This is a genomic window from Rathayibacter sp. PhB186, from assembly GCF_003751825.1.
GTDB lineage: Bacteria > Actinomycetota > Actinomycetes > Actinomycetales > Microbacteriaceae > Rathayibacter > Rathayibacter festucae.
On the sequence record NZ_RJKO01000002.1, the window covers coordinates 76,066 to 99,167 of the forward strand.

A 23,102-nucleotide genomic window follows, 5' to 3' on the forward strand; every position below is an offset into this window, starting at 1 on the left:
GCGATGAGGACGGGGCGGCTCCGGGTGCTGCTGGGCGCCGCCCCGGGCGTCGGCAAGACCTACGAGATGCTCGAGGAGGGCCGGCGCCTGCGGAGCGAGGGCCGCGACGTCGTCGTCGCCTTCGTCGAGACCCACGGCCGCGCCGCCACCGCCGCGATGGTCACCGGGCTCGAGGTCGTCCCGCGGACCGCCCTCGAGCACCGCGGCGTGCGGCTCGACGAGCTGGACCTCGACGCCGTCCTCGCCCGGCGCCCCGGGATCGCCCTCGTCGACGAGCTCGCGCACACCAACGCGCCCGGCTCGGCCCACGAGAAGCGCTGGCAGGACGTCCGGACCCTCCTGGACGCCGGGATCGACGTCGTCTCCACCGTCAACATCCAGCACATCGAATCGCTCAACGACGTCGTCCAGCAGATCACCGGAGTCCCGCAGCGCGAGACGATCCCCGACGCGATCCTGCGCGGCGCCGACCAGATCGAGGTCGTCGACCTCGCCCCGCAGGCCCTCCGCGACCGGCTCGCGGCCGGCCGCGTCTACCCGTCCGAGCGGATCGACGCCGCCCTGTCGAACTACTTCCGGCTCGGCAACCTCACGGCGCTGCGCGAGCTCGCGCTGCTCTGGCTCGCCGACGAGGTCGACTCGGCGCTGAACGGCTACCGCGTCGAGCACGGCATCGACAGCACCTGGGAGGCGCGCGAGCGCGTCGTCGTCACCCTCACCGGCGGACCCGAGGGCGAGACCCTGCTGCGCCGCGGCGCCCGCATCGCCGCCCGCTCCTCCGGCGGCGAGCTGCTCGCCGTGCACGTCACCAGCCAGGACGGCCTGCGCGCCGCCCGCCCGGAGGTGCTCGCCGAGCAGCGCGCCCTCGTCGACACCCTCGGCGGCAGCTACCACCAGATCGTCGGCGAGGACGTGCCCCGCGCCCTCGTCGAGTTCGCCCGCTCCGTCAACGCCACCCAGCTCGTCCTCGGCGTCAGCCGCAGGAGCCGGCTCGCCGCCGCGCTCACCGGCCCCGGCATCGGCGCGACGGTCATCCGCGAGTCCGGGACGATCGACGTCCACATCGTCACACACGCCTCGGCGGGCCGCTCCCCCGCGCTGCCCCGGCTCGGCGGAGCGCTGACGCTGAAGCGGCGCGTCCTCGGCCTGCTGCTCGCCCTCGTCGGCGGGCCGCTGCTCACCTGGCTGCTCGCCGCCTTCCGCAGCGACGAGTCGATCACCAGCGACGTCCTCGCCTACCAGGTCCTCGTCGTCCTGGTCGCGCTCGCCGGCGGCCTCGGTCCGGCACTGTTCGCCGCCGTGCTGTCCGGGCTCACCCTCGACTTCTTCTTCGTCGACCCGCTCTACACCGTCACCGTCGACGAACCGCTGCACGCCCTCGCCCTCCTGCTCTACATCGCCAACGCGATCCTGGTCAGCGCCGTCGTGGACCGCGCCGCCCGCCGCGCCCGCACCGCCCGCCGGGCCGGCGCCGAGGCCGAGCTGCTCGCCACCATCGCCGGCGGCGTCATCCGCGGCCAGGACGCCCTGCAGGCGATCCTCGAGCGCGCCCGCGAGGCCTTCGGGCTGACCGGCGTCCGCCTGCTCCGCGGCTCCGAGCTCGTCGGCGCCGACGGCGAGCCCGGCGGCGAGCACGAGACCGTCCCCGTCGGCCGCACCGCCGTCCTCGAGCTGCACGGCCGCCCCGTCGGCGCGGGCGAGAGGCGCCTGCTCTCCGTCGTCGTCGCGCAGCTCGACGCCGCCCTGGAGCACGAGGACCTCAGCGAGACGGCGAGCGGCCTCGCCCCCCTCGCCGAGACCGACCGGGTGCGCAGCGCCCTGCTCTCGGCCGTCAGCCACGATCTGCGCCGGCCGCTCGCCGCCGCGACCGCCGCGATCAGCGGACTGCGCTCCACCGACATCGCCTGGAGCGCCGCGGACCGCGCGGAGCTGCTCGCCACCGCCGACGAGAGCCTCGGCACCCTCGCGGACCTCGTCACGAACCTCCTCGACGTCACCCGGCTGCAGGCCGGGGTGCTCGCGGTCTCCCTGGCGCCCGTCGACCCGTCGGACGTCGTCCTCCCCGCGATCGACGAGCTCGGCCTCGGACCGGCGGAGCTCGACCTCGATCTCGACCTCGACCTGCCGCCGGCGCTCGCCGACGCGGGCCTGCTCCAGCGCGTGGTGGTGAACCTGCTCGCCAACGCCGTCCGCCACTCCCCGGCCGACCGGCGCGTGCGGATCTCGACCAGCGGCTTCGCCGGCACGCTCCAGATCCGGGTCGCCGACCACGGACCGGGAATCGCCCCCGAGCGCCGGGCCGACGTCTTCGTCCCGTTCCAGCGGCTCGGCGACACCGACAACACCACCGGCCTCGGCCTCGGCCTCGCCCTGTCCAAGGGCTTCACCGAGGGGATGGGCGGCACCCTCGACACCGAGGACACCCCCGGCGGCGGGCTGACCATGGTCGTCACCCTCCCGCTCGCGCCGCCGCCGACCGCACCCGCACCCGCACCGACGCCCACACCGATGCCCCGGGAGGGACACCGATGAGGGTCCTCCTCGCCGACGACGACGCGCAGCTGCTGCGCGCCCTCCGGATCACCCTCGGCGCCCGCGGCTACGAGGTCGTCACGGCCGAGAACGGCACCAGCGCCCTCGCGCTCGCCGCCGAGCGGCGTCCCGACCTCGTCGTGCTCGACCTCGGCCTGCCCGGGCTCGACGGCCTCGACGTGATCCGCGGACTGCGCGGCTGGAGCACCGCGCCGATCCTCGTCGTCTCCGGGCGCACCGGCGCCGCCGACACGATCGACGCCCTCGACGCGGGCGCCGACGACTACGTCACCAAGCCCTTCGCGATGGACGAGCTGCTCGCCCGCCTCCGCGCCCTCACCCGGCGGCTCGGCACGCAGGAGACCGGCTCGCTGGTCGCCCTCGGCGACCACGTCGTCGACCTCACCGCGCGGGCCGTCACCCGGCGAACCCGCGACGGCCCGATCGCGGTCCGGCTCACCCCCACCGAGTGGCGGGTGCTGGAGCTGCTCGTCCGGAACCCCGGCCGGCTCGTCACCCGGCAGACCCTCCTGCACGAGATCTGGGGACCGAGCCACAGCACGGACACCGGCTACCTCCGCCTCTACCTCGCCCAGCTGCGGAAGAAGCTCGAGCCCGAGCCGGCCCGCCCCCGCTACCTGCTCACCGAATCGGGGATGGGCTACCGCTTCGTCCCCGGCGACGGCCCGGACTCCGGCTGAGCACGCGCGGCGGTGTCAGTGCGGCGGTGTCAGTGCGGCGCGATCGGCGAGACGCCCACGCGGACCCCACCGCCCGAGGCGCGCCGGATCCCCTCGTCGAGATCCGCCAGCGCCACCGTCTCGCCGACCAGGCCGGCGAACGGCCACGCCTGCCAGCGGTCGACGAGGTACGCCGAGGCCGCGGCGAGGTGCTCGGGCGTGTAGTTGTGCACGCCCCGCACGGTCAGCAGCCCGCGCACCACGCGCTCCGGATCCAGCGGCACCGGCTCGGTCGGGAAGACGCTGCCGACCAGGACGACCACGCCGCCGACCGCGGCACGGGCGAGCGCCGAGCCGACGGCCGCCCGCGCGCCGGACGCCTCGAGGACCACGTCGAACTCGCCGCCCTTCTCCTCCGGTCGCCGCGCTCGGGCGCCGAAGCGCTCGGCGAGCGCCCGGCGAGCGGGATCCGGCTCGACGAGGGTGACGACAGCACCGCGGTCCGTCGCCATCGCCGCCGCGGTGAGCCCGATCAGGCCCGCGCCGCTGATCAGCACGTCGGCCCCGGCGAGCGGACGGACGGCCTCGGCGGCGGCGAGCGCGGCCCAGGCCGTGGCGGTCCCGCAGGACGCGGGCGCCAGGACGGCGGCCGGCACGTCCTCGGGCAGCCGGATGATCGGCGTGCCCGAGACGACGTGCGCCTGGGTCGCGAAGCCGCCGGACAGCGCCCAGGCGTCGCTCATCCGCTCGTGGCCGTACTTGCGCAGCGACCGGCACTTCTGCGGCAGCCCGCCCGCGCAGCGGTCGCAGGATCCGCAGCTCGCGGCGATCGACCACAGCACGCGGTCGCCGACGGCGAGGAGCGAGCCGTCGAGCGCGCGGGGCCCGCCGGTGCCGAGCTCGACGACGCGCCCGAGCTGCTCGTGCCCGAGGACGAGCGGCGCGGGAGCACTCCGGTCGCCGTGCACCGTGTGCACGTCCGAGCCGCAGATCGTCGCCAGCTCGATCTCGACCAGCACGTCGCCGGGCGCGAGCCGGACCGTGACGAACGCGACCGCCTCGTGCGGGCGGTCGGGCGCCAGCCAGACCATCGCGGTGGCGGAGGGCCGCAGCTCGACGCGCCGCGATTCCGGATCGATGCGCGGCGGCGCGCTCGCCGTCCTCATCGCAGCGAGAGCGTGCGCAGCGCGGTGACGTCCTCGATCACGGCGTGCGCGCCGGCCGCGCTCAGACGGTCGCGGTCGTGCGCTCCGCTCAGCACGCCCACGACGAGTCCGGCACCGGCGCGCAGTCCCGAGAGGACGTCGCTGGCCGTGTCGCCGACCACCGCGACGGCGCTCATCGCGCTGACCCGCGCGCGCAGAGCGGCGGTCAGGACGAGGTCGGGCGCGGGGCGGCCCCGGCCGGCGTCGGCCGGCGAGAGGGCGATCCCGACGAGGTCGCGCCAGCCGAGCGCGTCGAGGATCGCGTCGCGGGTGACGGGAGCGAAGCCGGTGGTCAGCGCCACGGCGACCCCCGCGGCGCGCAGCTCGCGCAGCAGCTCCTCGGCACCGGGGATCGGCGCGGCGGCGCCCTCGAGGATCAGCTCGGCGTAGGCGTCCTCGAACGCGGCGGTCGCCCGCTCCGCGGCGGCGACGTCGCCCCCGGCGAGGTGCGTGAACACGTCGATCTTCGACTGCCCCATCGTCTCGCGCACGTAGTCGAGCGCCTCGGCCCACGGCAGGCGGTCGGCGACGCCGGTGCGCTCGGCCGCGCGCTGGAACGCCTGCTCGACGACCCCGTCGTCGGTGACGGTGGTGCCCGCCATGTCGAGCACGACGAGCTCGATGCCGGCGAGGGCCGGGCCGGGACCGGCGGTGCCGAGGGGAGCGGGAGCGGGGATCGTGCTGGTCATCAGCGGCCTTCCGAGGAGACGAGGAGGGATGCGGTGCTGTCGAAGCGGTCCGCGAGGGTGGTCTCGGCGAGACCGAGCCCGGTGGTCATGCCGATGCCCGTGGTGACGGTGCGCACGAGGACGCCCGGGATCGGCTCGGCGACGAGGAACTCGTCGCGCCCGCTGGCGTAGACGCCCTGCCAGCGCTCCAGCACCCGCGGCGCCGCCCCGAACAGGCGGGCGGTCTCCTCGAGGAGGAGCTCCGCGGTCGCCTCGGACTGGAACGGCTCCGGCGTGATCGAGCGGTGGTGGGAGTCGCCGACGACGACGCTCCCGTCGGGCAGCTGCGTGTACATCTGGTTGAGATCGATCGCCGCGAGGTCCGGCCGCTCGGCGTGCAGGCGGGCCCGCACCGCGGCGGCCTCGGGCAGCCGCGCGAAGCCGCTGTAGCGCACGAGCGACCAGCCCGTCAGCAGCGGCGCGGCCAGCAGAGCGCGCAGCGGCAGCTCCACGCGGAGCATGTCGAGGGAGCAGCGGACGACGTCGTGCGCCTCGGCGAGCTCGGGGAGGAGCTGATCGAGGTCGTGGTTGACCGCGACGACGATCGTGTCGGTGAGGATCGCGCCCCTGCTGGTCTCCACGACGCCCTCGGCGACCCGCCCCACGGCCGTGCGCATCCGGAACTCGACGCCGAGCTCGGCGAGGTGCCGGACGATCGCGGCCGCGGCCGTGCGCGGATCCGCCTGCAGGTCGTAGGGCAGCACCGCTCCCCCGACGACGACCGCGGGGTCGACCGGGGTCACCGCCGCGGTCTGCCGCGCGTCGAGCAGCTCGATCTCGGGGCCGTCGCCGAAGCCGAACGGCGCCTGCGCGGCCGCCGACTCCAGCAGCGCGAGCTCGTCGGCGTGGCGCGCGACGATGTGCGTGCCGCGGCGGCCGAGCGCGAAGCCCGCATCCCGCGAGAGCCGCAGCCACGCCTCCCGGGCCGCGAGCCCGTAGCGCAGCGCCTCGCCCGCCTGCGGGGTGAAGCAGAGGTGACCGAAGTTGCGGACGGTCGAGCCCATCGGCGCGGCGGTGCGATCGAGCACCACGACACTCAGCCCCCGGCGGACGGCGGCGTAGGCCGCGCCGAGACCGACGATCCCGGAGCCGACGACGGCGACGTCGTACCGGGCGCTCATCGGAGCACCTTCCGCAGCCACATCGCCAGGCCCTCGACGACGAGCACGGTCACCAGGATCATCAGGACGATCGCGGTCACGGTCGCGTAGTTCGAGCCCTGCGCGGCGTTCAGCAGGTAGTAGCCGATCCCGCCGCCGCCGACGATGCCCAGCAGGGTCGCCGCGCGGATGTTGGTGTCGAGCAGGTAGAAGATGTGGCCGAGCATCGCGCGCGCCCCCTGGGGCAGCGTCGCTCCGGCGTAGACCTGCAGCCGGGTGGCGCCGGTCGCGACGAGGGCGCGCTCCGGTCCGGAGTCGACCTCCTCCAGCGAGTCGGCGATCAGCTTGCCGAGCAGCCCGACCCCGCCGACCGCGAGGGCGATCGTGCCGGCCTGGGTGCCGAGCCCCGAGACGACGATCAGCAGGATGGCGAGGATCAGCTCGGGCACGCCGCGGACCGCGACCAGCAGCAGCCGGAAGCCGCTGCGGGCGCCGCGGGTCGGGGCGATGTTGCGGGCGGCGAGCGAGCCGATCAGCACCGACGCGACGACGGTGAGCAGCGCCGCCGCGAGAGCGATGGCGATCGTCTCGCGCATGGCCTCGACCATCGTGCCGGCGTCGTAGCTGCCGAACGACGGCGGCCAGAACTGCGCCGCGACGGCGGGGACGCGGCCCCAGAAGGTGAGCGCGTCACTCCAGGTGATGTCGCTGACGACGACGCCCGCGACGATCACGAGGGCCGTGACGACACCGGCGAGGGCGTTGCGCAGGCGCGTCGGCGTCCACGGCCGGCGCAGGGCCGACTCCGGGGTCGACCGCGGCATCGTGGTGACCGGTCGCCCCGCGGTGCCGCTCGCGCGGTCGCCGCGGAACCGGCGCGCCAGCGCGCCGACCGGGCCGGAGCCCGACGCACCGGAGCCGGAGGTGCCGCGGCCGAGCATCGCCGCGCGCACCGAGCTCGAGACGATCTCCATCGCCACGCAGAGCGCGAAGATCACCAGCGCGATGCCGATGCCCCGTCCGTACTGCAGCGACTTGAACGCGTAGGACATCTCGAGGCCGAGACCCGCGACGCCGACGTAGCCGAGGATCACGGAGCCGCGCAGATTGATGTCGTTGCGGTGCAGCACCGTCGCGACCCAGGACGGCAGCACCTGGGGCAGCACGCCCGAGGTGAACTCCTGCAGCCTCGTGCCGCCGGCGGCGCGGATCGCGAGGCGCGGTCCCTCGTCGATCTGCTCGATCGCGTCGGCGAACAGCTTCGAGATCATGCCGACGGAGTGCAGGCCGATCGCGAGGATGCCGGGCAGCGAGCCGAGCGAGAACATCAGCACGAAGACCATCGCGAGGACGACGTCCGGGATCGCGCGGGCCAGCACGCCGAGGAAGCGCGCGACACCCCGGGCCGCGTGGCCGGGCGTGGTGTTGGCCGCCGCGAGGTACGCCAGCGGCACTGACAGCACCGCCGCGAGCAGCGTGCCCGTGAGCACCAGGCCGAGGGTCTGCGTGGTGAGGGCGAGCAGCTCGGCCGGCTCGGGGAAGCTGATCGCGCCGACCCGGCCGAGGAAGCGCTCGGCGTTCGAGAGCGACTGCAGCATCCGCGGCACCGAGATGTCGACCTCGACCAGGGCGGCGACGGCGAGCCCCGCGAGGGCGAGCAGGGTCAGGACCGCGGCGATCCGCTCCGGGGAGCGGTGCGGCCGCGGAGCGCGCGCGGCGACGGCCGGGTCCGGGCGGCGCGCGGTGCGCGGCGGCAGGACGGCCGTCATCGGGTGGTCTCCGGCGTGAGCAGCTCGTTCTGCACGGCCTCGAGCTCCGAGGTCGTGGTGGCGACGCGGCCGTAGATCTCCATGACCTCGGCCTTGGACAGCCCCGCCGCGGGAGTGTCGAGGACGACCGCGCCGTGCCGGAGGCCGACGATCCGGTCGGCCCAGGAGATGGCGAGGTCGACCTGGTGCAGGCTGCAGAGCACGGTGAGCCCCTCCTCCGCGGCGATCTCGCGGATCAGGCCCATGACCTGGTCGCTCGACTCGGGGTCGAGGGAGGCGACGGGCTCGTCCGCCAGCAGGATCGAGGGGTTCTGCATCAGGGCGCGCGCGATCGCGACGCGCTGCTGCTGCCCGCCCGAGAGGGTGTCGGCGCGCTGGTAGGCGCGCTCGAGCAGGCCGACCCGCTCGAGGTGCTGCAGCGCGCGCAGCTTCTTCGCCTTCGGGTAGCTCCAGAGGCCCAGCCTGGGGCCACGCAGCTCCGCGAGCGCCCCGGTCAGCACGTTCTCGAGCACCGTCAGCGACGGCACGAGCTCGAACTGCTGGAAGATGAAGCCCACCTTCCCGCGGAGCGTGCGCAGCCGACCGCCCCGCAGCGCGGGCACGTCCTCGCCGAGCACGCGGACCGCGCCGCTCGTCGGCGCCTCGAGGGCGTCGACGTGGCGCAGCAGGGTGGACTTGCCCGACCCGGAGAGCCCGAGCAGGACGACGATCTCCCCGCGGCGCACGGTGAGCGACACCGCGTCGAGCGCGGTCGTCGCGCCGAAGCGCTTGGTGAGGTCGGTGATCTCGACCACGGCGTCGGCCGCGGGAGGGGAGGAAGTCGTCATCGGAGTCTCCAGGTCGGGTCGGTCGGTTCAGGCCTCGACGGCGGGTCGCCGGGTCAGGCCTGGCACTGCGTGGCGTCGGTCGCCTCGCAGATCTCGCGGATCTGGTCGTAGTACGCGTCGTCGACCGGCTTGGTCTCGTAGAAGACGCTGCGGAAGCCGTCGCTGTCGGCCGACTCGACGCCCGCGGCGATGATGTCGTCGATGGTGACGTCGGAGAGGATGTCCTTCAGCTGCTGCTTCAGGTCGTCCGGGAGGGCGTCCGACTCGACGATCGGCGCGCCGGGGACCATGGTCCGCTCGATCACGGTGACGGCGTCGGACTTCTCGACCTCGCTGTCCTCCGCGAAGCCGGCCTCGCACTCGACGTTCTCACCGACCTTCTGCACCGACACGTCGTGCTTGCCGGCGAACACCGGCGTGATGTCGGTCTCGGGGTCCAGGCCCGCCTCGATCAGGTTGTAGCTCGGGAAGAGGTAGCCGGAGGTGGAGGACGGGTCGACGAAGCAGACCTTCTTGCCCTTCATGTCGGCGATCGAGGCGATGTCGCTGCCGTTGGGCACGATGGCCTCGGAGTAGTAGCCGGGCTCCTGCCCCTCGGAGGTCACGATCGAGGAGATCGGGGTGAGCTCGGCGCCGTTGTTGGTGGCGGTGACGTAGGTGAAGCCGGAGAAGCTGGCGACGTCGATCTGCCCGGCGATGGCCGCCTCGATCAGCGCCGCGTAGTCGGTCGACTCGTGGTACTCGACGGTCTTGCCGGTCTCCTGCGCGATGTAGTCCATCAGCGGCTGGTAGTTGGTCTCGGTGTCGACGGAGTCGGGGACGACGCCGAAGACGAGGGTGCTCGAGTCGACGGCGAAGCCGCCCTCGGCGTCGCCGGCGGCGGTCGAGCCGGCCGACGCGGTGCCGGAGCAGCCGGCCAGGAGCGCGAGGGCGCCGGCGGCGGCCAGCGCGGTGAGGGCCGATCGGGAGAAGGGGGTCAGGCGGGCACGGGTCTGCATGATGGCCTTTCGGGCGGAGGGCGTCGAGGGGGACGACTGGAACTCTGCCGCACCGGGTGCCTACGTATGTACCTATCTCGCCACTGTTCACGACGTGTTCACCCATCTCGCGCGGGCGTAGCCCGCGTCACCCGATTCGGCGGCGGGGCCGGTGGCGCTCCGCTCAGAAACGCCCCTCCGCCCAGTAAGGTGCCTACGTGGCTGATGTGATGTACAAGGCGATCGCCGACGACCTGCGTCAGTCGATCGCGAGCGGCCTGCTGGCCCCCGGCGACGAGGTCCCGACCGAGGGCGAGCTCGCCGCGAAGTGGAAGACGTCGCGCGGCCCGATCCGCAACGCCCTGGCGGCGCTGCGCAGCGAGGGACTGATCGAGACCACCCGCGGTCGCCCGAGCCGGGTCATCGAGCGCAAGGCCCAGCAGGCCGTCGACGTCTCGATCCCCTTCACCCGCTGGGCGCGGACGATGGGCGCGCGGCCCGGGGCGCTCACCCAGCAGGTCTCGCTCCGGCGCTCGGACGCCGACCAGGCCGCCCTGCTCGGCATCGAGCCGGGCGAGCTCGTCGTCGACGTCCTCCGGCTGCGCTCGCTGGACGACCGGCCGACGATGCTCGAGCGGCTGACCTTCATCGAGCCGGCCGGCCGCAACCTCTTCGACGTCGACCTCGACACGGTCTCGATCACCGAGTTCCTCGACTCGCGCGGCTGGAAGTCGGCCGAGGTCGACCACGAGATCGACGCGGTGGCAGCGGATGAGACCGACGCGCAGCTGCTCGAGCTCGCACCCGGCTCCCCCGTGCTCCGCCTGCGCCGCATCACCCGCGACGCCGACGGCCGGACCTTCGAGGCCTCGGACGACCGCTACCGCAGCGACATCGTCCGCTTCACCGTCTCGGCGACCGGCCGGCGCCGCGACGGCGCCCACTTCATCCGCCCCGTCGGTCTCTGATCCGCGCCGTCCGGCCCTGACCCGCGCCCCGGCCTCCGCTCCGCGCCCTCAGACCGAGAGCAGCACGATCCCGCCGGCCACCACCAGCGAGGCCGCGATCCGCCGCACCGCCGAGCCCTCGCGGAGCACCAGCGCGCCGAAGAGCGACACCAGGACCACGCTCATCTCGCGCATCGGCGCGACCAGGGCGACCGGCGCGAGCGTCACCGCCTGCAGCACCAGGATGTAGGAGAGCGGCGAGAGCACCCCGAACGCCAGAACCCGCGGCCAGTGCTGCCGGAGGACGGGCAGCAGCTCCGCCCGCCGCCGGCGCAGCGGCACGAGGTAGACCACGATCTCGACCAGCGTGCAGCCGACCATGAACGCCACCGGCGACAGCCCCCAGGTCCGGAGGGCGTGCGCGTCCCAGATCGTGTACACCGCGATCGCGACGCCGGTGAGGACACCGAAGAGGATGCCCGGGTCGACGAGGCGGCGCCCCGAGGGGGCCTGCGCGGTCGGCCGGTCGATCAGCCCGGTGGCGATCACCCCGGTCACCACGACGGTGACGCCGAGCACCGCCACCGGCGAGATCCGCTCCCCGAGCAGCAGCACCGCCAGCCCGGCGCTGAGCGCGGGACCCGTCCCCCGGGCGGTCGCGTAGACCGTCGACAGCCGGCCCCGGGCGTAGCCCGCCTGCAGCACGACCATGTAGCCGACGTGCAGCAGCCCCGAGACGCCCGCGCCGAGCAGCAGCCCGCGCGGCAGATCGTCGCCCGAGCCGAGCCCTCCCGTGAAGGGGACGAGCGGTCCCCACACCAGCGTGCTCGCGACCGCCCCCCACCAGAGGAAGGGCAGCCCGATGCCGCTGACCCGGTGCGCGACGACGTTCCACGCCGCATGGCAGAGCGCCGCGGTCAGCACGAGGGCGAGGACGAAGGCAGACATGTTCGGGACCTTTCCGCGCGCGCCGACGCGCGCCGCAGCGGTCCTCCAGGCTTCTGTCCCTTGAGATGACGGACTCCGATGGCAGAGATCCGTGGCGCCGCTCGAACCAGCCGGACGACGTGTCGTCCCGGAACCCTAGGCGCTATCGGGACGACGGTACCGCACGGGCGGAGGCCCCTCGTCGCCGTCGCGGAATCGTTCACCCGGCCTCGTCCGCGCCCGTCCCGCCCGCCGCGCCCGGGGTGAACAGCCGCTGAACGTGTCTTCATATCCTCGCCATCGGCTTCCAGATAGGTACAGACGTGGGCAGTCTGGCGGCGCGCGGTCGCCTCCGCGCTCCACCTCACCCCTCCTGGAGTCGTCGATGTCCCTGCCCCTCCGCGCCCTCGGCGCCGTCTGCGTCTCGGCGGTGATCGGCGGCCTGCTGCTCGCCGCGCCGTCCGCCTTCGCCGCCGGCACCACCTACAACGGCCTGCCCTCCGGTACCCGCACCGCGAAGACCCTCGTCGTCGGCATCGACGGCGCCTCCTTCGACCAGCTCGACGCGGCCGACATGCCCGCGCTCGACTCCCTCCGCGCCGAGGGACTCACCTCGAGCTCGAACCTCTACGCCGCGCCGATGTCCGGCACCGTGTCCGGGCCCGGCTGGTCGACCATCGCCACGGGCGCCTGGCCCGACAAGCACGGCGTCGTCGACAACGCGTTCACCGCCCCGCGCTTCGGGCAGTACCCGGACTACCTCAGCCGCATCGAGGCCGCCGACCCCTCCCGCTCGAGCCTGGTCGTCGCCACCTGGTCCCCCGTCGCCGAGACGATCTTCGGCTCGGCCGTCGACGTCCGCCGCACCGGCGGCGGCGACGCGCAGACCACCGCCACCGCCGTCGACTACCTGGCGAACGGCAACCCCGACAACACCTTCGTCCACCTCGACGAGGTCGACGGCGCCGGGCACTCGGTCGGCACGAACGGGGCCGCCTACGCCACGGCCCTCGCCCGCGCCGACGCCCAGCTGGGCGAGATGATCGCCGCCGTCCGCGCCCGCCCGAGCTACGCGAGCGAGCAGTGGACGATCCTGGTCACCGCGGACCACGGCCACACCCCCACCGGCGGGCACGGCGGGAACAGCCTCGCCGAGCGGAAGGTCTTCGTCATCGCGTCCGGCCCCAGCATCGCCGCGGGCTCCACGCGGAACGACGTGAAGATCGTCGACATCGCCCCCACCGTCCTCGCCGTCAACGGCCTCGCGAACGACCCCGCCTGGACCCTCGACGGCATCGCCCTCGGCACGCCGTCGACCGACGCCTTCGACACCCTGCGGCCCGCCCTGCAGCCGCGCCTCGACGAGACGCGACCGGCGGCCGGGCTGCTCGGCTGGACCCGCACCGCCCCCCAGGGCTGGCGGATCGACGACTCGGCGATGCCCGCCGGAGGCGTGCGGGAGTGGTCGGGCTGGTCCTTCGCGACCGACTCGTTCTTCACCAGCGTCGAGCCCGGCCAGAAGCGCGAGACCAACGTCCGCGCCCGCGACGTCTTCGCCGTCGCGGACTCCGACGAGTGGGACGACAGGACGCACACCGCGGGGCAGTTCGACTCCACCCTGATCAGCCCGGCGTACCCCGTGAACGGCAGCGCCACCGCGACCCTCTCCTACGCCACCGACTACGTCATCGACGGACCGCAGAGCGCCGTCGTCTCGGTCTCCTTCGACGGCGCCGCCCCCGTCGTGGTGAAGAACTACACCGCGACCACGAACGCGAACGAGACGCTCCGGATCGACGTCCCGGCCGGCGCCCGCACCGCCGAGTTCCGGTTCCGCTACACCGGCCAGAACAGCGCCTTCTGGACGCTCGACCAGGTCGCCCTCACCCAGGCCGCCGTTCCCGCGGTCGCCGTCACGGCCACCGCGTCGACCCGCTGCCTCGCCGGCAGGGCCGTCGTCACCGTCCAGGCGCGCAACGACGACGCGGTGCCCGTCGCGCTGACGGCCGCCTCGGCCTTCGGGACGAAGACCTTCGCTCCGCTCGCCCCGGGCCGGACCACCTCGCACGCGTTCAGCACCCGTGCGGTCTCGATCCCCGCCGGAGCGGTCGAGGTCGTCGCGACCGCCACGGTCGACGGCGCCCCCGCGACCACGACCGTGCGCGCCCCGTACTCCGCCACCACCTGCAAGTGACCCGCCCGACCCGAGGAGACCCCGCCATGAGAAGACCCGCCCTCGCCGCCCGCTGCGCGGCCGTCGCCGCAGGCGCCCTGCTGCTGACCGCCGTCGCCTCCGCGGCCGCCGCCGACGACGTCCTCGACGACCGGAGCGTCGACATCGGCGTCTCGATCGCCGAGCCCACCGCGCCCGGGGTGCTCGCGATGACCGTCGCCGCCGGCTCGACCGCCCTGACCGAGGACGGCTCGACCGAGCTCGTCCGCCGGTTCACCGGCGCCCTGCCGACGGTGACCGTCACCGACACGCGGAGCCCGGAGGAGATCCCCGCCGGAGCCGGCTGGTACGTGCTCGGCTCCGCGTCCGCCTTCACCGCGCCCGACGGCCAGGAGCCGATCGGAGCCGACCACCTCGGCTGGACCCCGCGCCTGCTCGACGGCGGCGACTCCGGTCTCGTCACCGAGGGCGATCCGGTCGACACGGTCCTGGACGAGGGCGAGGACGCCGTCGGCCTCGTCGATCAGGAGCTGCTCGCCCTGGCCCTCGACTCCGGCGCGGTCGCGGAGGAGGGCGCGTGGACCGCGTCCGCCGACCTCGTCCTGAGCACCGAGCCCGACGTCGCCGCCGGCGACTACTCCGGCTCGCTGACCCTCTCGCTCTTCGAGTAGGACCTGGTGGGCGCAGGCGTCACGCACCTGCGCCCCCCACCGTCGGCCCGCTCCTCCGGCCCGCCCCGGGCCTCGCGCTCGATACAGCAGTCCGTGTATCGTCGCCGCATGCCCGACACCGTCACCGTGACCCACTCCGCCGCCCTCGCGCGCCTGGGCTCCGCTCTCGCGGACGAGACCCGGGCGCGGATCCTGCTCGCACTGCGCGAGGCGCCGGCCGTCCCCTCCGATCTGGCGGACGCGCTCGGCGTGTCCCGGCAGGTGATGTCGAACCAGCTCGCCTGCCTGCGCGGCTGCGGACTCGTCGAGGCCGTCAAGGACGGCCGCTACACCTGGTACCGCCTGGCCGAGACCCGCCTGGCCGGCGCGCTCGACGACCTGCTGCGCCTGGTCCTCGTGGTCGATCCGGACTGCTGCTCCGGCGCGGACTGCCACTGCGCATGAGCGCCCTCCCGCTCCGCGCCCCGCTCGCCCCGGCCCGCCGCCTCGTCCTGCAGCGGCGCATCCGCTGGATCGTCGCGGCGACCATCGGCTACAACGTCGTCGAGGCGATCGTCGCCCTCGCGGCCGGGACGGTCGCGTCCTCCGCAGCGCTCGTCGGCTTCGGACTCGACTCCGTCGTCGAGGTGCTCTCGGCGGCCGCCGTGGCCTGGCAGTTCTCCGGCCGCGATCCGCACGCCCGCGAGCGCACGGCGCTGCGGGTGATCGCCCTGTCCTTCTTCGGCCTGGCCGCCTTCGTCGCGCTCGACTCCGCCCGCGCCCTGCTCGGCTTCTCCGAGGCGCAGCACTCCCCCGTCGGCATCGTGCTCGCGGCGGTGAGCCTGCTCGTGATGCCGGCCTTCTCGCTGTTCGAGCGGCGCACCGGCCAGGAGCTCGGCTCCGCCTCCGCCGTGGCCGACTCGAAGCAGACCCTGCTCTGCTCCTACCTCTCCGCCGCCGTCCTCGTCGGCCTGCTGCTCACCAGCACCCTCGGCTGGACCTGGGCCGACCCGGTCGCCGGACTCGTCATCGCCGCCTTCGCCGTCCGCGAGGGCCTCGAGGCCTGGCGCGGCGACGCCTGCAAGCAGCCGGTCGCCGCCCTCACCGCCGAGAACAGCCCCTCCTGCACCTGCTGCTGACCGGACCGGCCGGCGCGCGCATTCCCATGCTGATCGAGCAGCCCGCGAAGCGGGCGCATCGAGATCCACCCCGGCAAGGACCTGGGCCGCAGCACCCGCGCAGGCCCGCCCCGGGGTTTCCTGCACGTCCTGCGTCCGCCGCTGAGAACGTCCATATCTCCGCGGATCCGGCCGACTCCCGCCCGTCGCCGGTGCGACCATGACCGTGGGAGGCCCTGATGCGTGACGCGGTGCTGGTCGTGGAAGACGACGTCGAGATGGGGGAGCTCCTCGTGCGAGGTCTCACCGGCGACGGCTACGACGTCGACCTGTTCCCCGACGGCGTCGGTGCGCTGAACGCGGCGCGCGGCACCGAGTACGCGGCGGCCGTCCTGGACGTGATGCTTCCCGGCATGAGCGGCTTCGAGATCTGCCGGCACCTGCGCGCGACCGGCGCCACGCTCCCGGTGATCATGCTCACCGCCCGCGACGCGCTGCAGGACCGGGTCTTCGGCCTCGATGCCGGCGCCGACGACTACCTCGCGAAGCCGTTCCACTTCGAGGAGCTCTCCGCCCGCCTGCGGGCGATGATCCGCCGCGAGCGCCTGACGAACCGCGCCCCGGTCGTGCTCGGCGATCTCCGGGTGGATCCGTACACGCATACCGCCTCCGTCGACGGGTCCGTGCTGCCGTTGAGCCCGAAGGAGTTCGGGGTGCTCCGCGCGCTCGCGGCGCGGGCCGGCGAGTTCGTGCCGCGGGAGGAGATCCTGCTCGAGGTCTGGGGCTCCGCGGAGTTCGTCGACCACAACATCGCGGAGCAGTACATCAGCTACCTCCGCCGCAAGCTCGCGGCCGGCGGGGCGTCGGTCGAGATCGTCACCCGGCGCGGTGCGGGCTACCGCCTCGGAGTGAAGCCGTGAGCTGGCGGTCGCTGTCGATCCGCGTGCGGATCACGGTGTCGAGCCTGCTGGTCGCGATGCTGTTCTTCGGGATCGTCGCGATCGTCGTGCGCGAGCAGCTCGATCACATCCTCGACGCCTCCACGATCGAGCTGGTCCGCTCGGGAGCGTCGCAGGCGCTGATCGAGGAGAGCCGCGACACCGCCGAGGCGGTCGTCGGCGGCGTCAGCACCACCCTGCTGATCGCCCTGGCGATCCTGTTCGTCGCGTTCACCGCCACGTCCTGGGCCCTGGTCGGCCTCGCCCTGCGCCCCGTCGGCCGGATGCGCGCCATCGCCGACCGGCTGCGCCGTGGCCGCTCCACCGAGCTGCTCCCCGTCGGGCCGGCCCGCGACGAGCTCTCCGACCTCGCCGCGACGCTGAACGCGCTGATCGAGGATCTGCGGGAGTCCGCGGACCGGGAGCGGCGGCTCGTCGCCGATGCGAGTCACGAGCTGCGGACCCCCCTCGCTGCCCTGCGCACCCGCCTCGAACTCGCCGAGCGCGTCCGCGACGATCCGGCGGCGCTCTACGCCGACGTCGTCGACGCGCGCCGCTCGATCGACCGCCTCCAGTCCCTGACCGACGGGCTGCTGATCCTCTCCAGGATCGACGCCGGCACCGTCGCCGGCGACGCCTCCTCGGCGGCCCTGCGCGAGGAGGTCGCCGACAGCGTCGACCGCGCCCGGATGCTCGCCCGCGACCGGGATCTCGCGATCGACTTCGTCGCCCCCGCCTCGATCACCGCAGCCCGCTACCCGGTCTCCCCGACCGACTTCGGCCGGATCCTGGACAACCTGCTCGCGAACGCCGTCACCGCGACGCCCGACGGCGGCAGCGTCACCGCGACCCTCGTCGAGCGCGCCGACGAGATCGTCCTCTCCGTCGACGACGACGGCCCGGGCGTCCCCGACGCGTTCCTCGCCGTCGCGACCGACCGCTTCACCCGCCCGGACGCCGCCCGCTCCCGGGAGGGCGGCGCCGGCCTGGGCCTCGCCATCGTCGCCGGGCTCAGCCGGGCCGCCGGCGGACAGTTCACGATCCGCAACCTCGCCCCGCACGGCCTCGGGGTCGAGATCCGCCTCCCCACGATCCGCCCCGACCCGACCTCTCGCAAGGAGACCCGATGATCGACCCCCAATCCCTCCTCGACGGTGCCGGCCCCTGGGCGATCGCCCTGGTCTGCCTGATCGCGTTCGTCGAGACGGGCCTGCTGATCGGGTTCTTCCTCCCCGGCGACACCCTCCTCTTCTTCACCGGTGTCTTCGTCGCGACCGGGGTGATCTCCCTCCCGGTGCCGCTGGTGATCCTGATGGTCGCGGCTTCCGCGTTCCTGGGCGATCAGCTCGGGTTCGTCATCGGCCGCGAGACCGGCCCGCGGATCTTCGAGCGCAAGGACAGCGGGCTGTTCAGCCGCTCGAGCGTCGCCCGCACCCAGTCGTTCTTCGACCGCTTCGGCGGCTGGGCCGTCACCATCGCCCGCTTCGTCCCGGTCGTGCGCACCTTCGCCCCCGTCGCCGCGGGCGTCGGGAAGATGCACTACGCCCACTTCGTCGGCTTCAACGCCCTCGGCGCGGCCGTCTGGTCCACCGGCGTCATCCTGCTCGGCTTCTTCCTCGGGCAGATCCCCGGCGTCGCGGACTTCGTCGGGAAGTACATCGACATCGTCCTCGTCGGCATCGTCGTGATCAGCCTCGCCGGCATCGCGCTCACCTACTGGCGGCAGAAGAACCGCGCCCGCCGCGACGCCTGAGCACTGCTGGACCGCGACGCGAGAAGGAGACCCTCGATCCCGCGCGTCGGGTCTCTGCTCGCAGCGTTCGACCCGGCGCTGATATCGTCTGCCTTCCGTGCAGGAACGCAGGAGGTGGTACCCGTGAACGGATCGGCGTGGGTGCTCCTCCGAGGAGTCACGGTCGGGCGATAGATCGTCCGGGAGCGCCGCCTCCGAGCAGCACTCCCGAAAGGCACGACCATGCACATCCTCACCGCACGCACCCTCGACGAGGGTGTCCTCGAGCGCGAGTTCACCCTCACCGACTTCTCCGGCATCCTCTGGACGCCGCCCGCCGCCTCCGCCACCGCGCCCGTCCCGCTGATCCTCCTCGGCCAGCCCGGCGGGCTCGGGATGCGGCGCATGCGTCCCCGACTCCTCGCGCGAGCACTCGACGCCGCGGGCCACGGCTTCGCCACCGTCGCGATCGAGATGCCCGGGGCCGGCGACCGCACCCCGCTGCCCGGCGCCGAACAGGCTCGAGCAGACCTCCGCCGGGCACTCTCCAGCGGCCGCCTGCCGGGGACGGACGTCGTCGACCGGCTGATCCTCCCCCTCGTCGATCGGGCGGTACCGGAGTGGCAGACGACCCTCGACGAGGTTCTCGGTCGTCCCGAGATCGCGGGGAAGGTCGGATTCTCGGGCGGCGTGATCGCCGTCGGCACCCGCCTCGCTGCCCTCGATCCGCGCATCGCTGCGGCCGGGCTCTTCGCCGGGAGCTACGTGCCCCGCATCACGATGGAGGAGGCGCGGCGGGTCACCGTCCCGCTCCACGTCCTCCTGCAGTGGGACGACGAGGGAAACGACCGAGCAGCAGCCCTGGCTCTCTTCGACGCCTTCGCCTCCCCCGAGAAGACCCTCTCCGCGAACACCGGCGGCCACACCGGCGTCCCGCACTTCGCGGCCGAGGACGCGACCCGGTTCTTCGCCCGCCACCTCGGCCCGGTCGCCGGCTGAGGCGGCCGGTCCGCGCGTCAGAGCGCCGACGTGCCGGCGCGCGGTCTCCGTCCGAGAGCGATCACAGCGACCAGGAGGAGGAACACCGCCAGGGCTGCGAGCGTGACCGGGCCGGTGCCCAGCCCGAGTCCGCTGCGGCTCTCGGGGTCGGCGAGCCAGTCGCACACGGACGCCCCGAGCGGACGGGTGACGACGTAGGCGAACCAGAACGCGAGGACCGCGTTCATCCCCGCGAACCGGTGCGCGAGCGCCGGCACTGTGATGATCACCGCGAACAGGACGGCGGAGGGCAAGTAGCCGAACCCGAGCGTCGACGCGGTCAGATCCCCGGCGGCCGTGCCGAGCGCGAAGGTCCCCGAGACGGCGAGCCAGTAAAACAGGGCTCGGCGCGGCGTCGTGATCGAGTGGATCGACATCGTCCGCTCCACCCGCCACCACACGGCGAAGACCACCGCGAGAGCCACCACGAACCCGAGAGTCGAGACGAGGTACGGGATACCGGCGACCACGTGCAGCACGTCGGCCGCCATCGTGCCGAAGACACTCACCATCAGCACGGCCAGCCAGTAGACCCACGGGATGTACCGGCGGACCGCGAACTGCAGCGCGAGGGCCGCGAGGAACGCGAGCCCGGTCACGCCGACCACGAGCACCGGATCGAACGCGGTCGCCAGGAAGTCCGACGCCGTCTCGCCCATCCCGGTGGTCAGCACCTTGAGGATCCAGAACAGCGCCGTGGCCTCGGGCACCGTCGAGGCGACGTACCGTCCGGCGAGAATACTGCCGCGAGGTCGAAGGGGCGGTGTTCGGCGCGGGGCGGCGAGATGCGTCATCCCGTCATGCTCGAGGAGCGTGCGGCATCGGATGCTGGGGTGTTCGCCGGGGTCGTTGAAGATGCACACAGCGACCCGGATTCCGGCCGAGCACGGCCGTCACGATCCCTACTCTCGGAAGCGCTCGCGGGATCCCCCGCGACTCCTCTCCGACCGGAACGGACCCGATGGACATCCTCCAGGCGATCATCCTCGGCATCATCGAGGGGCTGACCGAGTTCCTCCCGGTCTCCAGCACCGGGCACCTCACCATCGCCGAGAAGCTGATGGGCCTGAAGGTCGACGACCTCGGGGTGACCGCGTTCACCGCGATCATCCAGGTCGGCGCGATCGCCGCCGTGCTCCTGTACTTCCGGAAGGACATCGCCGAACTCGCCGTCGCATGGTTCGTCGGGCTGCGGCACCCGACGCAGCGCAAGCGGACGAACTACCGGATCGCCTGGCACGTGATCCTCGGGTCGATCCCGATCGGGATCATCGGGTTCCTCGGGAAGGACCTCATCAGCGGGGGCCTGCGGAACCTGTGGGTGGTCGTCGCCGCACTGCTCGGCTGGAGCATCGTGATGCTCGTCGCCGAACGCGTCGGCGCCCAGACCAAGGACCGCCGCGCGATCACCCGGAAGGACGCGGTCATCATCGGCCTCGTGCAGTGCATCGCGCTGATCCCCGGCGTCTCGAGGTCCGGAGCGACCATCAGCGGAGGCCTGTTCCGCGGCCTCGATCGAGTGACCGCCACGAAGTTCGCGTTCTACCTCTCCATCCCCGCACTCACCGCCGCCGGCGCCTACGAAGCGGCGACCGCCGCGTCCGAGGTCAGCGCGAGTATCGGCTGGATCCCGACCCTCGTCGCAACCGTCGTCTCCTTCGTGGTCGCGTACGCGTCGATCGCGTGGCTGCTGCGCTACGTCTCGGGCCACGGCTTCGGTGTCTTCGTGGCTTACCGCGTCGCCCTCGCCCTCGTCCTGTCCGGGCTGCTGGTCACCGGCACGATCGCGGCCAGCTGACCCGATTGCCCGGCGGGGGTCCTGCCGGACACACTGGACAGCGACGCCCGCCACCTCGTCCGTCACCCTCACGAAAGGCTGTCCCGTGCAGTGGAATCTCGAAGTCGTCCCCGTCAGCGTCGAGGACGTCGACCGAGCGAAAGCGTTCTACGCCGACCAGGTCGGGTTCCACCTCGACCTCGACGTGCGGATCAGCGACGAGATGCGCATCGTGCAGCTCACCCCGCCCGGCTCGCACAGCAGCATCCAGCTCAAGACCGGCACCAACCGTCTCGAAGGGCTGCAGCTCGTCGTCGACGACATCGACGTCGCCCGTACCGAGCTCGCCGAGCGCGGGGTGGACGTCAGCCCGGTGACGCACTTCGAGGACGGAGTCCGCCTCGAAGGGCGCGGCGGGGAGTGGAACTCGTTCGTCTTCTTCACCGACCTCGACGGCAACACCTGGGTCCTCCAGGAACGCCCCTCCACCAGGTGACTCCGGCGGCCGTGGTCACGGCGGTCGCGATCTGCGCGGCAGTCTCCGTGGCCGCCCTCCGCGCCTTCGGAGTCGTCTCGTTCGCCCGGCCGGCGCTGGCGATCCTCCGCGGAGGCGCTCAGCTCGCGGTCCTCGCGGTGATCCTCTCGGGAGTCATCGCGGACCTCCGTTGGGTCCTGCTCTTCCTGGCCGTCATGTTCGGTGCCGCGGTGCTCACGGCGTCCGGCCGCCTCGGACGCACCCGGCGCACGGTCCTCGCCGTCACCGCGGCGATGGCGGCCGGGGTCGCGGTGAGCGCCGGGATCGTCTTCGGGCTCGGGGCCGTCCCGTTCACCGGCCGCTACGTCCTCGCGGTCGGCGGGATCCTCCTCGGCGGCGCGATGACCGTCGCCACCGTCACCGGCCGAGCGCTGGCCGCGACGCTCGCCGACCGCTGGGATCAGGTCGAGGGCTGGCTGGCTCTCGGCGCCCGGCCGCGGCAGGCCACGCTCGGCCTGGCGCGGGAAGCGGCCTGGACCGGGCTCGTCCCGCTGACCGACCAGACCAGGACCACCGGTCTCGTCGTCCTGCCCGGCGCGTTCATCGGCGCCGTCTTCGGCGGACTCTCGCCCGTCGCGGCGGGCGTCTTCCAGATCGTCGTGCTCGCGGGCCTGATCGCGTCCGGGTCGATCGTCGCCGTCGTCCTCCTGACGATCCTCCGCGGCGCCGTCGCGAGGCCTCAGCCCTGACGAGCCGTCAGCCGAGGGCGCGCCGTCGGGCGACCCGCCGCCAGAGGGGCGGCGGTGACGACACCCGCTCGGTGTGCAGCCGGACCGCGAGCGGCGCCCAGACGATCAGCGCCACTCCGGCGCCCAGCAGCAGTCCGCCGACGGTGTCGGAGATCCAGTGCGCTCCGAGGTAAGTGCGGCTGAGCATCATCGCGACCGTGTACACGGCGCCGGCGATGCGGACCCACCACAGCGGGAACACGATCGCGAGGACCACCGCGGTCGTCGCGGCGTTCGCGCTGTGGCCGGAGGGGAACGAGCCGAAGTCGGCGCTCACGAGGATCTCCAGCGGCCGCGGACGCCCCACCGCGTTCTTGAGGATCTGCACCAGCAGCCCACTCAGCGGCGCGGCGATCGCGAAGTACGTCGCCGCCCACCGACCCCGCCGGACCAGCAGCGCCACGAACACGACGAGCGGGACCACGACCGTGCCGACCATCCCGCCGCCGAGGCTGTTCATCACCAGCGACGGCACCAGCCAGAACGTCGACCGGTGCTCGATGACCTCGTTCATCCACGCGGTGTCGAACCCGAACGGCTTGTCGTGCTCGCGGTAGAAGATCAGCGCGGCCAGGAGTCCGGTGAGCAGCACCGCGAGGCCGGCCGAGATCAGCGGCCAGCGTCGCGCCGCCCGATACGCGATCGCACCGTCTGTCACGGGTTCCCGGTTCGGCATCAGTGTCGTCCTCGTCTCTCGACGCGGAGCGCGCCGAAGGAGTCC

23 protein-coding genes are annotated in these 23,102 nt (G+C 73.4%); 14 read left to right on the plus strand and 9 right to left on the minus strand.

The window, feature by feature from the left end; translation table 11 throughout:
- Window positions 1-3 precede the first annotated feature (3 nt).
- On the plus strand, window positions 4-2,532 hold the full coding sequence (locus tag EDF45_RS08045; RefSeq protein ID WP_123735721.1) for an ATP-binding protein: 2,529 nt from the start codon (window positions 4-6) through the stop codon (window positions 2,530-2,532).
- The gene (locus tag EDF45_RS08050; RefSeq protein WP_123735722.1) at window positions 2,529-3,233 is read left to right on the plus strand and encodes a response regulator; all 705 of its coding nucleotides are present in this window, start codon (window positions 2,529-2,531) and stop codon (window positions 3,231-3,233) included. Before EDF45_RS08045 ends, EDF45_RS08050 begins: the two co-directional genes overlap by 4 nt.
- Window positions 3,234-3,262: 29 nt before the next feature.
- Here the strand turns inward: EDF45_RS08050 and EDF45_RS08055 are convergent, their stop codons facing one another.
- Genes EDF45_RS08055 through EDF45_RS08080 form a run of 6 tightly spaced genes read right to left on the minus strand, consistent with a single transcriptional unit; the run spans window position 3,263 to window position 9,839 of the window.
- A complete protein-coding gene (locus EDF45_RS08055; protein WP_123735723.1) occupies window positions 3,263-4,378 on the minus strand; it encodes an alcohol dehydrogenase catalytic domain-containing protein in 1,116 nt (371 codons plus the stop codon).
- Window positions 4,375-5,106, minus strand: a complete 732-nt coding sequence (locus tag EDF45_RS08060; RefSeq protein ID WP_123735724.1) for an HAD-IA family hydrolase — start codon at window positions 5,104-5,106, stop codon at window positions 4,375-4,377. The genes EDF45_RS08055 and EDF45_RS08060 overlap by 4 nt, the downstream gene beginning before the upstream one ends.
- Window positions 5,106-6,266, minus strand: a complete 1,161-nt coding sequence (locus EDF45_RS08065; RefSeq protein ID WP_123735725.1) for a TIGR03364 family FAD-dependent oxidoreductase — start codon at window positions 6,264-6,266, stop codon at window positions 5,106-5,108. Before EDF45_RS08065 ends, EDF45_RS08060 begins: the two co-directional genes overlap by 1 nt.
- Window positions 6,263-8,014 (minus strand): ABC transporter permease, encoded by a 1,752-nt coding sequence (locus EDF45_RS08070; protein WP_123735726.1) that lies wholly within the window; start codon window positions 8,012-8,014, stop codon window positions 6,263-6,265. Before EDF45_RS08070 ends, EDF45_RS08065 begins: the two co-directional genes overlap by 4 nt.
- Window positions 8,011-8,841, minus strand: coding sequence for a phosphonate ABC transporter ATP-binding protein (phnC, locus tag EDF45_RS08075; RefSeq protein ID WP_123735727.1), 831 nt, complete (start codon window positions 8,839-8,841; stop codon window positions 8,011-8,013). Before phnC ends, EDF45_RS08070 begins: the two co-directional genes overlap by 4 nt.
- Window positions 8,842-8,894: 53 nt before the next feature.
- The gene (locus tag EDF45_RS08080) at window positions 8,895-9,839 is read right to left on the minus strand and encodes a phosphate/phosphite/phosphonate ABC transporter substrate-binding protein (protein ID WP_123704162.1); all 945 of its coding nucleotides are present in this window, start codon (window positions 9,837-9,839) and stop codon (window positions 8,895-8,897) included.
- Between the two features lie 197 nt (window positions 9,840-10,036).
- On the opposite strand from EDF45_RS08080, the gene EDF45_RS08085 reads away from it, so the two are divergent.
- The gene (locus tag EDF45_RS08085; protein WP_260312017.1) at window positions 10,037-10,786 is read left to right on the plus strand and encodes a GntR family transcriptional regulator; all 750 of its coding nucleotides are present in this window, start codon (window positions 10,037-10,039) and stop codon (window positions 10,784-10,786) included.
- Between the two features lie 48 nt (window positions 10,787-10,834).
- Here the strand turns inward: EDF45_RS08085 and EDF45_RS08090 are convergent, their stop codons facing one another.
- Window positions 10,835-11,713: an EamA family transporter gene (locus EDF45_RS08090; RefSeq protein WP_123735729.1), complete on the minus strand. Its 879-nt coding sequence runs from the start codon at window positions 11,711-11,713 to the stop codon at window positions 10,835-10,837.
- A 364-nt stretch (window positions 11,714-12,077) separates the two neighbouring features.
- Between EDF45_RS08090 and EDF45_RS08095 the strand changes: the two genes are divergently transcribed.
- From EDF45_RS08095 to EDF45_RS08130, 8 genes are all read left to right on the plus strand, one after another.
- Window positions 12,078-13,886, plus strand: a complete 1,809-nt coding sequence (locus EDF45_RS08095) for an alkaline phosphatase family protein (RefSeq protein WP_123735730.1) — start codon at window positions 12,078-12,080, stop codon at window positions 13,884-13,886.
- 26 nt (window positions 13,887-13,912) lie between these two features.
- A complete protein-coding gene (locus EDF45_RS08100) occupies window positions 13,913-14,536 on the plus strand; it encodes a hypothetical protein (protein ID WP_123735731.1) in 624 nt (207 codons plus the stop codon).
- 108 nt (window positions 14,537-14,644) lie between these two features.
- Window positions 14,645-14,980, plus strand: a complete 336-nt coding sequence (locus EDF45_RS08105; RefSeq protein ID WP_123446343.1) for a helix-turn-helix transcriptional regulator — start codon at window positions 14,645-14,647, stop codon at window positions 14,978-14,980.
- Entirely contained in the window at window positions 14,977-15,654 is a 678-nt protein-coding gene (locus EDF45_RS08110) for a cation diffusion facilitator family transporter (RefSeq protein ID WP_123735732.1), read from the plus strand. The genes EDF45_RS08105 and EDF45_RS08110 overlap by 4 nt, the downstream gene beginning before the upstream one ends.
- A gap of 218 nt (window positions 15,655-15,872) precedes the next feature.
- Window positions 15,873-16,553, plus strand: coding sequence for a response regulator transcription factor (locus EDF45_RS08115; RefSeq protein WP_123735733.1), 681 nt, complete (start codon window positions 15,873-15,875; stop codon window positions 16,551-16,553).
- Window positions 16,550-17,701 (plus strand): HAMP domain-containing sensor histidine kinase, encoded by a 1,152-nt coding sequence (locus tag EDF45_RS08120; RefSeq protein WP_123735734.1) that lies wholly within the window; start codon window positions 16,550-16,552, stop codon window positions 17,699-17,701. Before EDF45_RS08115 ends, EDF45_RS08120 begins: the two co-directional genes overlap by 4 nt.
- Window positions 17,698-18,324, plus strand: a complete 627-nt coding sequence (locus EDF45_RS08125) for a DedA family protein (RefSeq protein WP_123735735.1) — start codon at window positions 17,698-17,700, stop codon at window positions 18,322-18,324. The genes EDF45_RS08120 and EDF45_RS08125 overlap by 4 nt, the downstream gene beginning before the upstream one ends.
- 222 nt (window positions 18,325-18,546) lie before the next feature.
- The gene (locus EDF45_RS08130) at window positions 18,547-19,302 is read left to right on the plus strand and encodes an alpha/beta hydrolase (protein WP_123735736.1); all 756 of its coding nucleotides are present in this window, start codon (window positions 18,547-18,549) and stop codon (window positions 19,300-19,302) included.
- Window positions 19,303-19,319: 17 nt separating this feature from the next.
- On the opposite strand, the gene EDF45_RS08135 is transcribed toward EDF45_RS08130, so the two are convergent.
- A complete protein-coding gene (locus tag EDF45_RS08135) occupies window positions 19,320-20,135 on the minus strand; it encodes a hypothetical protein (protein WP_123735737.1) in 816 nt (271 codons plus the stop codon).
- A gap of 167 nt (window positions 20,136-20,302) precedes the next feature.
- Here EDF45_RS08135 and EDF45_RS08140 point away from each other — a divergent pair, with 167 nt between their 5' ends.
- The 3 genes from EDF45_RS08140 to EDF45_RS08150 all read left to right on the plus strand — a co-directional run bounded on the left by EDF45_RS08140 (window position 20,303) and on the right by EDF45_RS08150 (window position 22,342).
- Complete coding sequence (locus EDF45_RS08140) at window positions 20,303-21,139, plus strand: undecaprenyl-diphosphate phosphatase (RefSeq protein ID WP_123735738.1); 837 nt, start codon at window positions 20,303-20,305, stop codon at window positions 21,137-21,139.
- 85 nt (window positions 21,140-21,224) lie between these two features.
- Complete coding sequence (locus EDF45_RS08145) at window positions 21,225-21,614, plus strand: VOC family protein (protein ID WP_123735739.1); 390 nt, start codon at window positions 21,225-21,227, stop codon at window positions 21,612-21,614.
- Between the two features lie 11 nt (window positions 21,615-21,625).
- Window positions 21,626-22,342, plus strand: coding sequence for an ABC transporter permease (locus EDF45_RS08150; RefSeq protein WP_260312154.1), 717 nt, complete (start codon window positions 21,626-21,628; stop codon window positions 22,340-22,342).
- 7 nt (window positions 22,343-22,349) lie between these two features.
- Here the strand turns inward: EDF45_RS08150 and EDF45_RS08155 are convergent, their stop codons facing one another.
- Window positions 22,350-23,039 carry a phosphatase PAP2 family protein gene (locus EDF45_RS08155; protein ID WP_260312364.1) on the minus strand — a complete coding sequence of 230 codons (690 nt, stop codon included), beginning with the start codon at window positions 23,037-23,039 and terminating at the stop codon, window positions 22,350-22,352.
- Window positions 23,040-23,102: the final 63 nt, after the last annotated feature.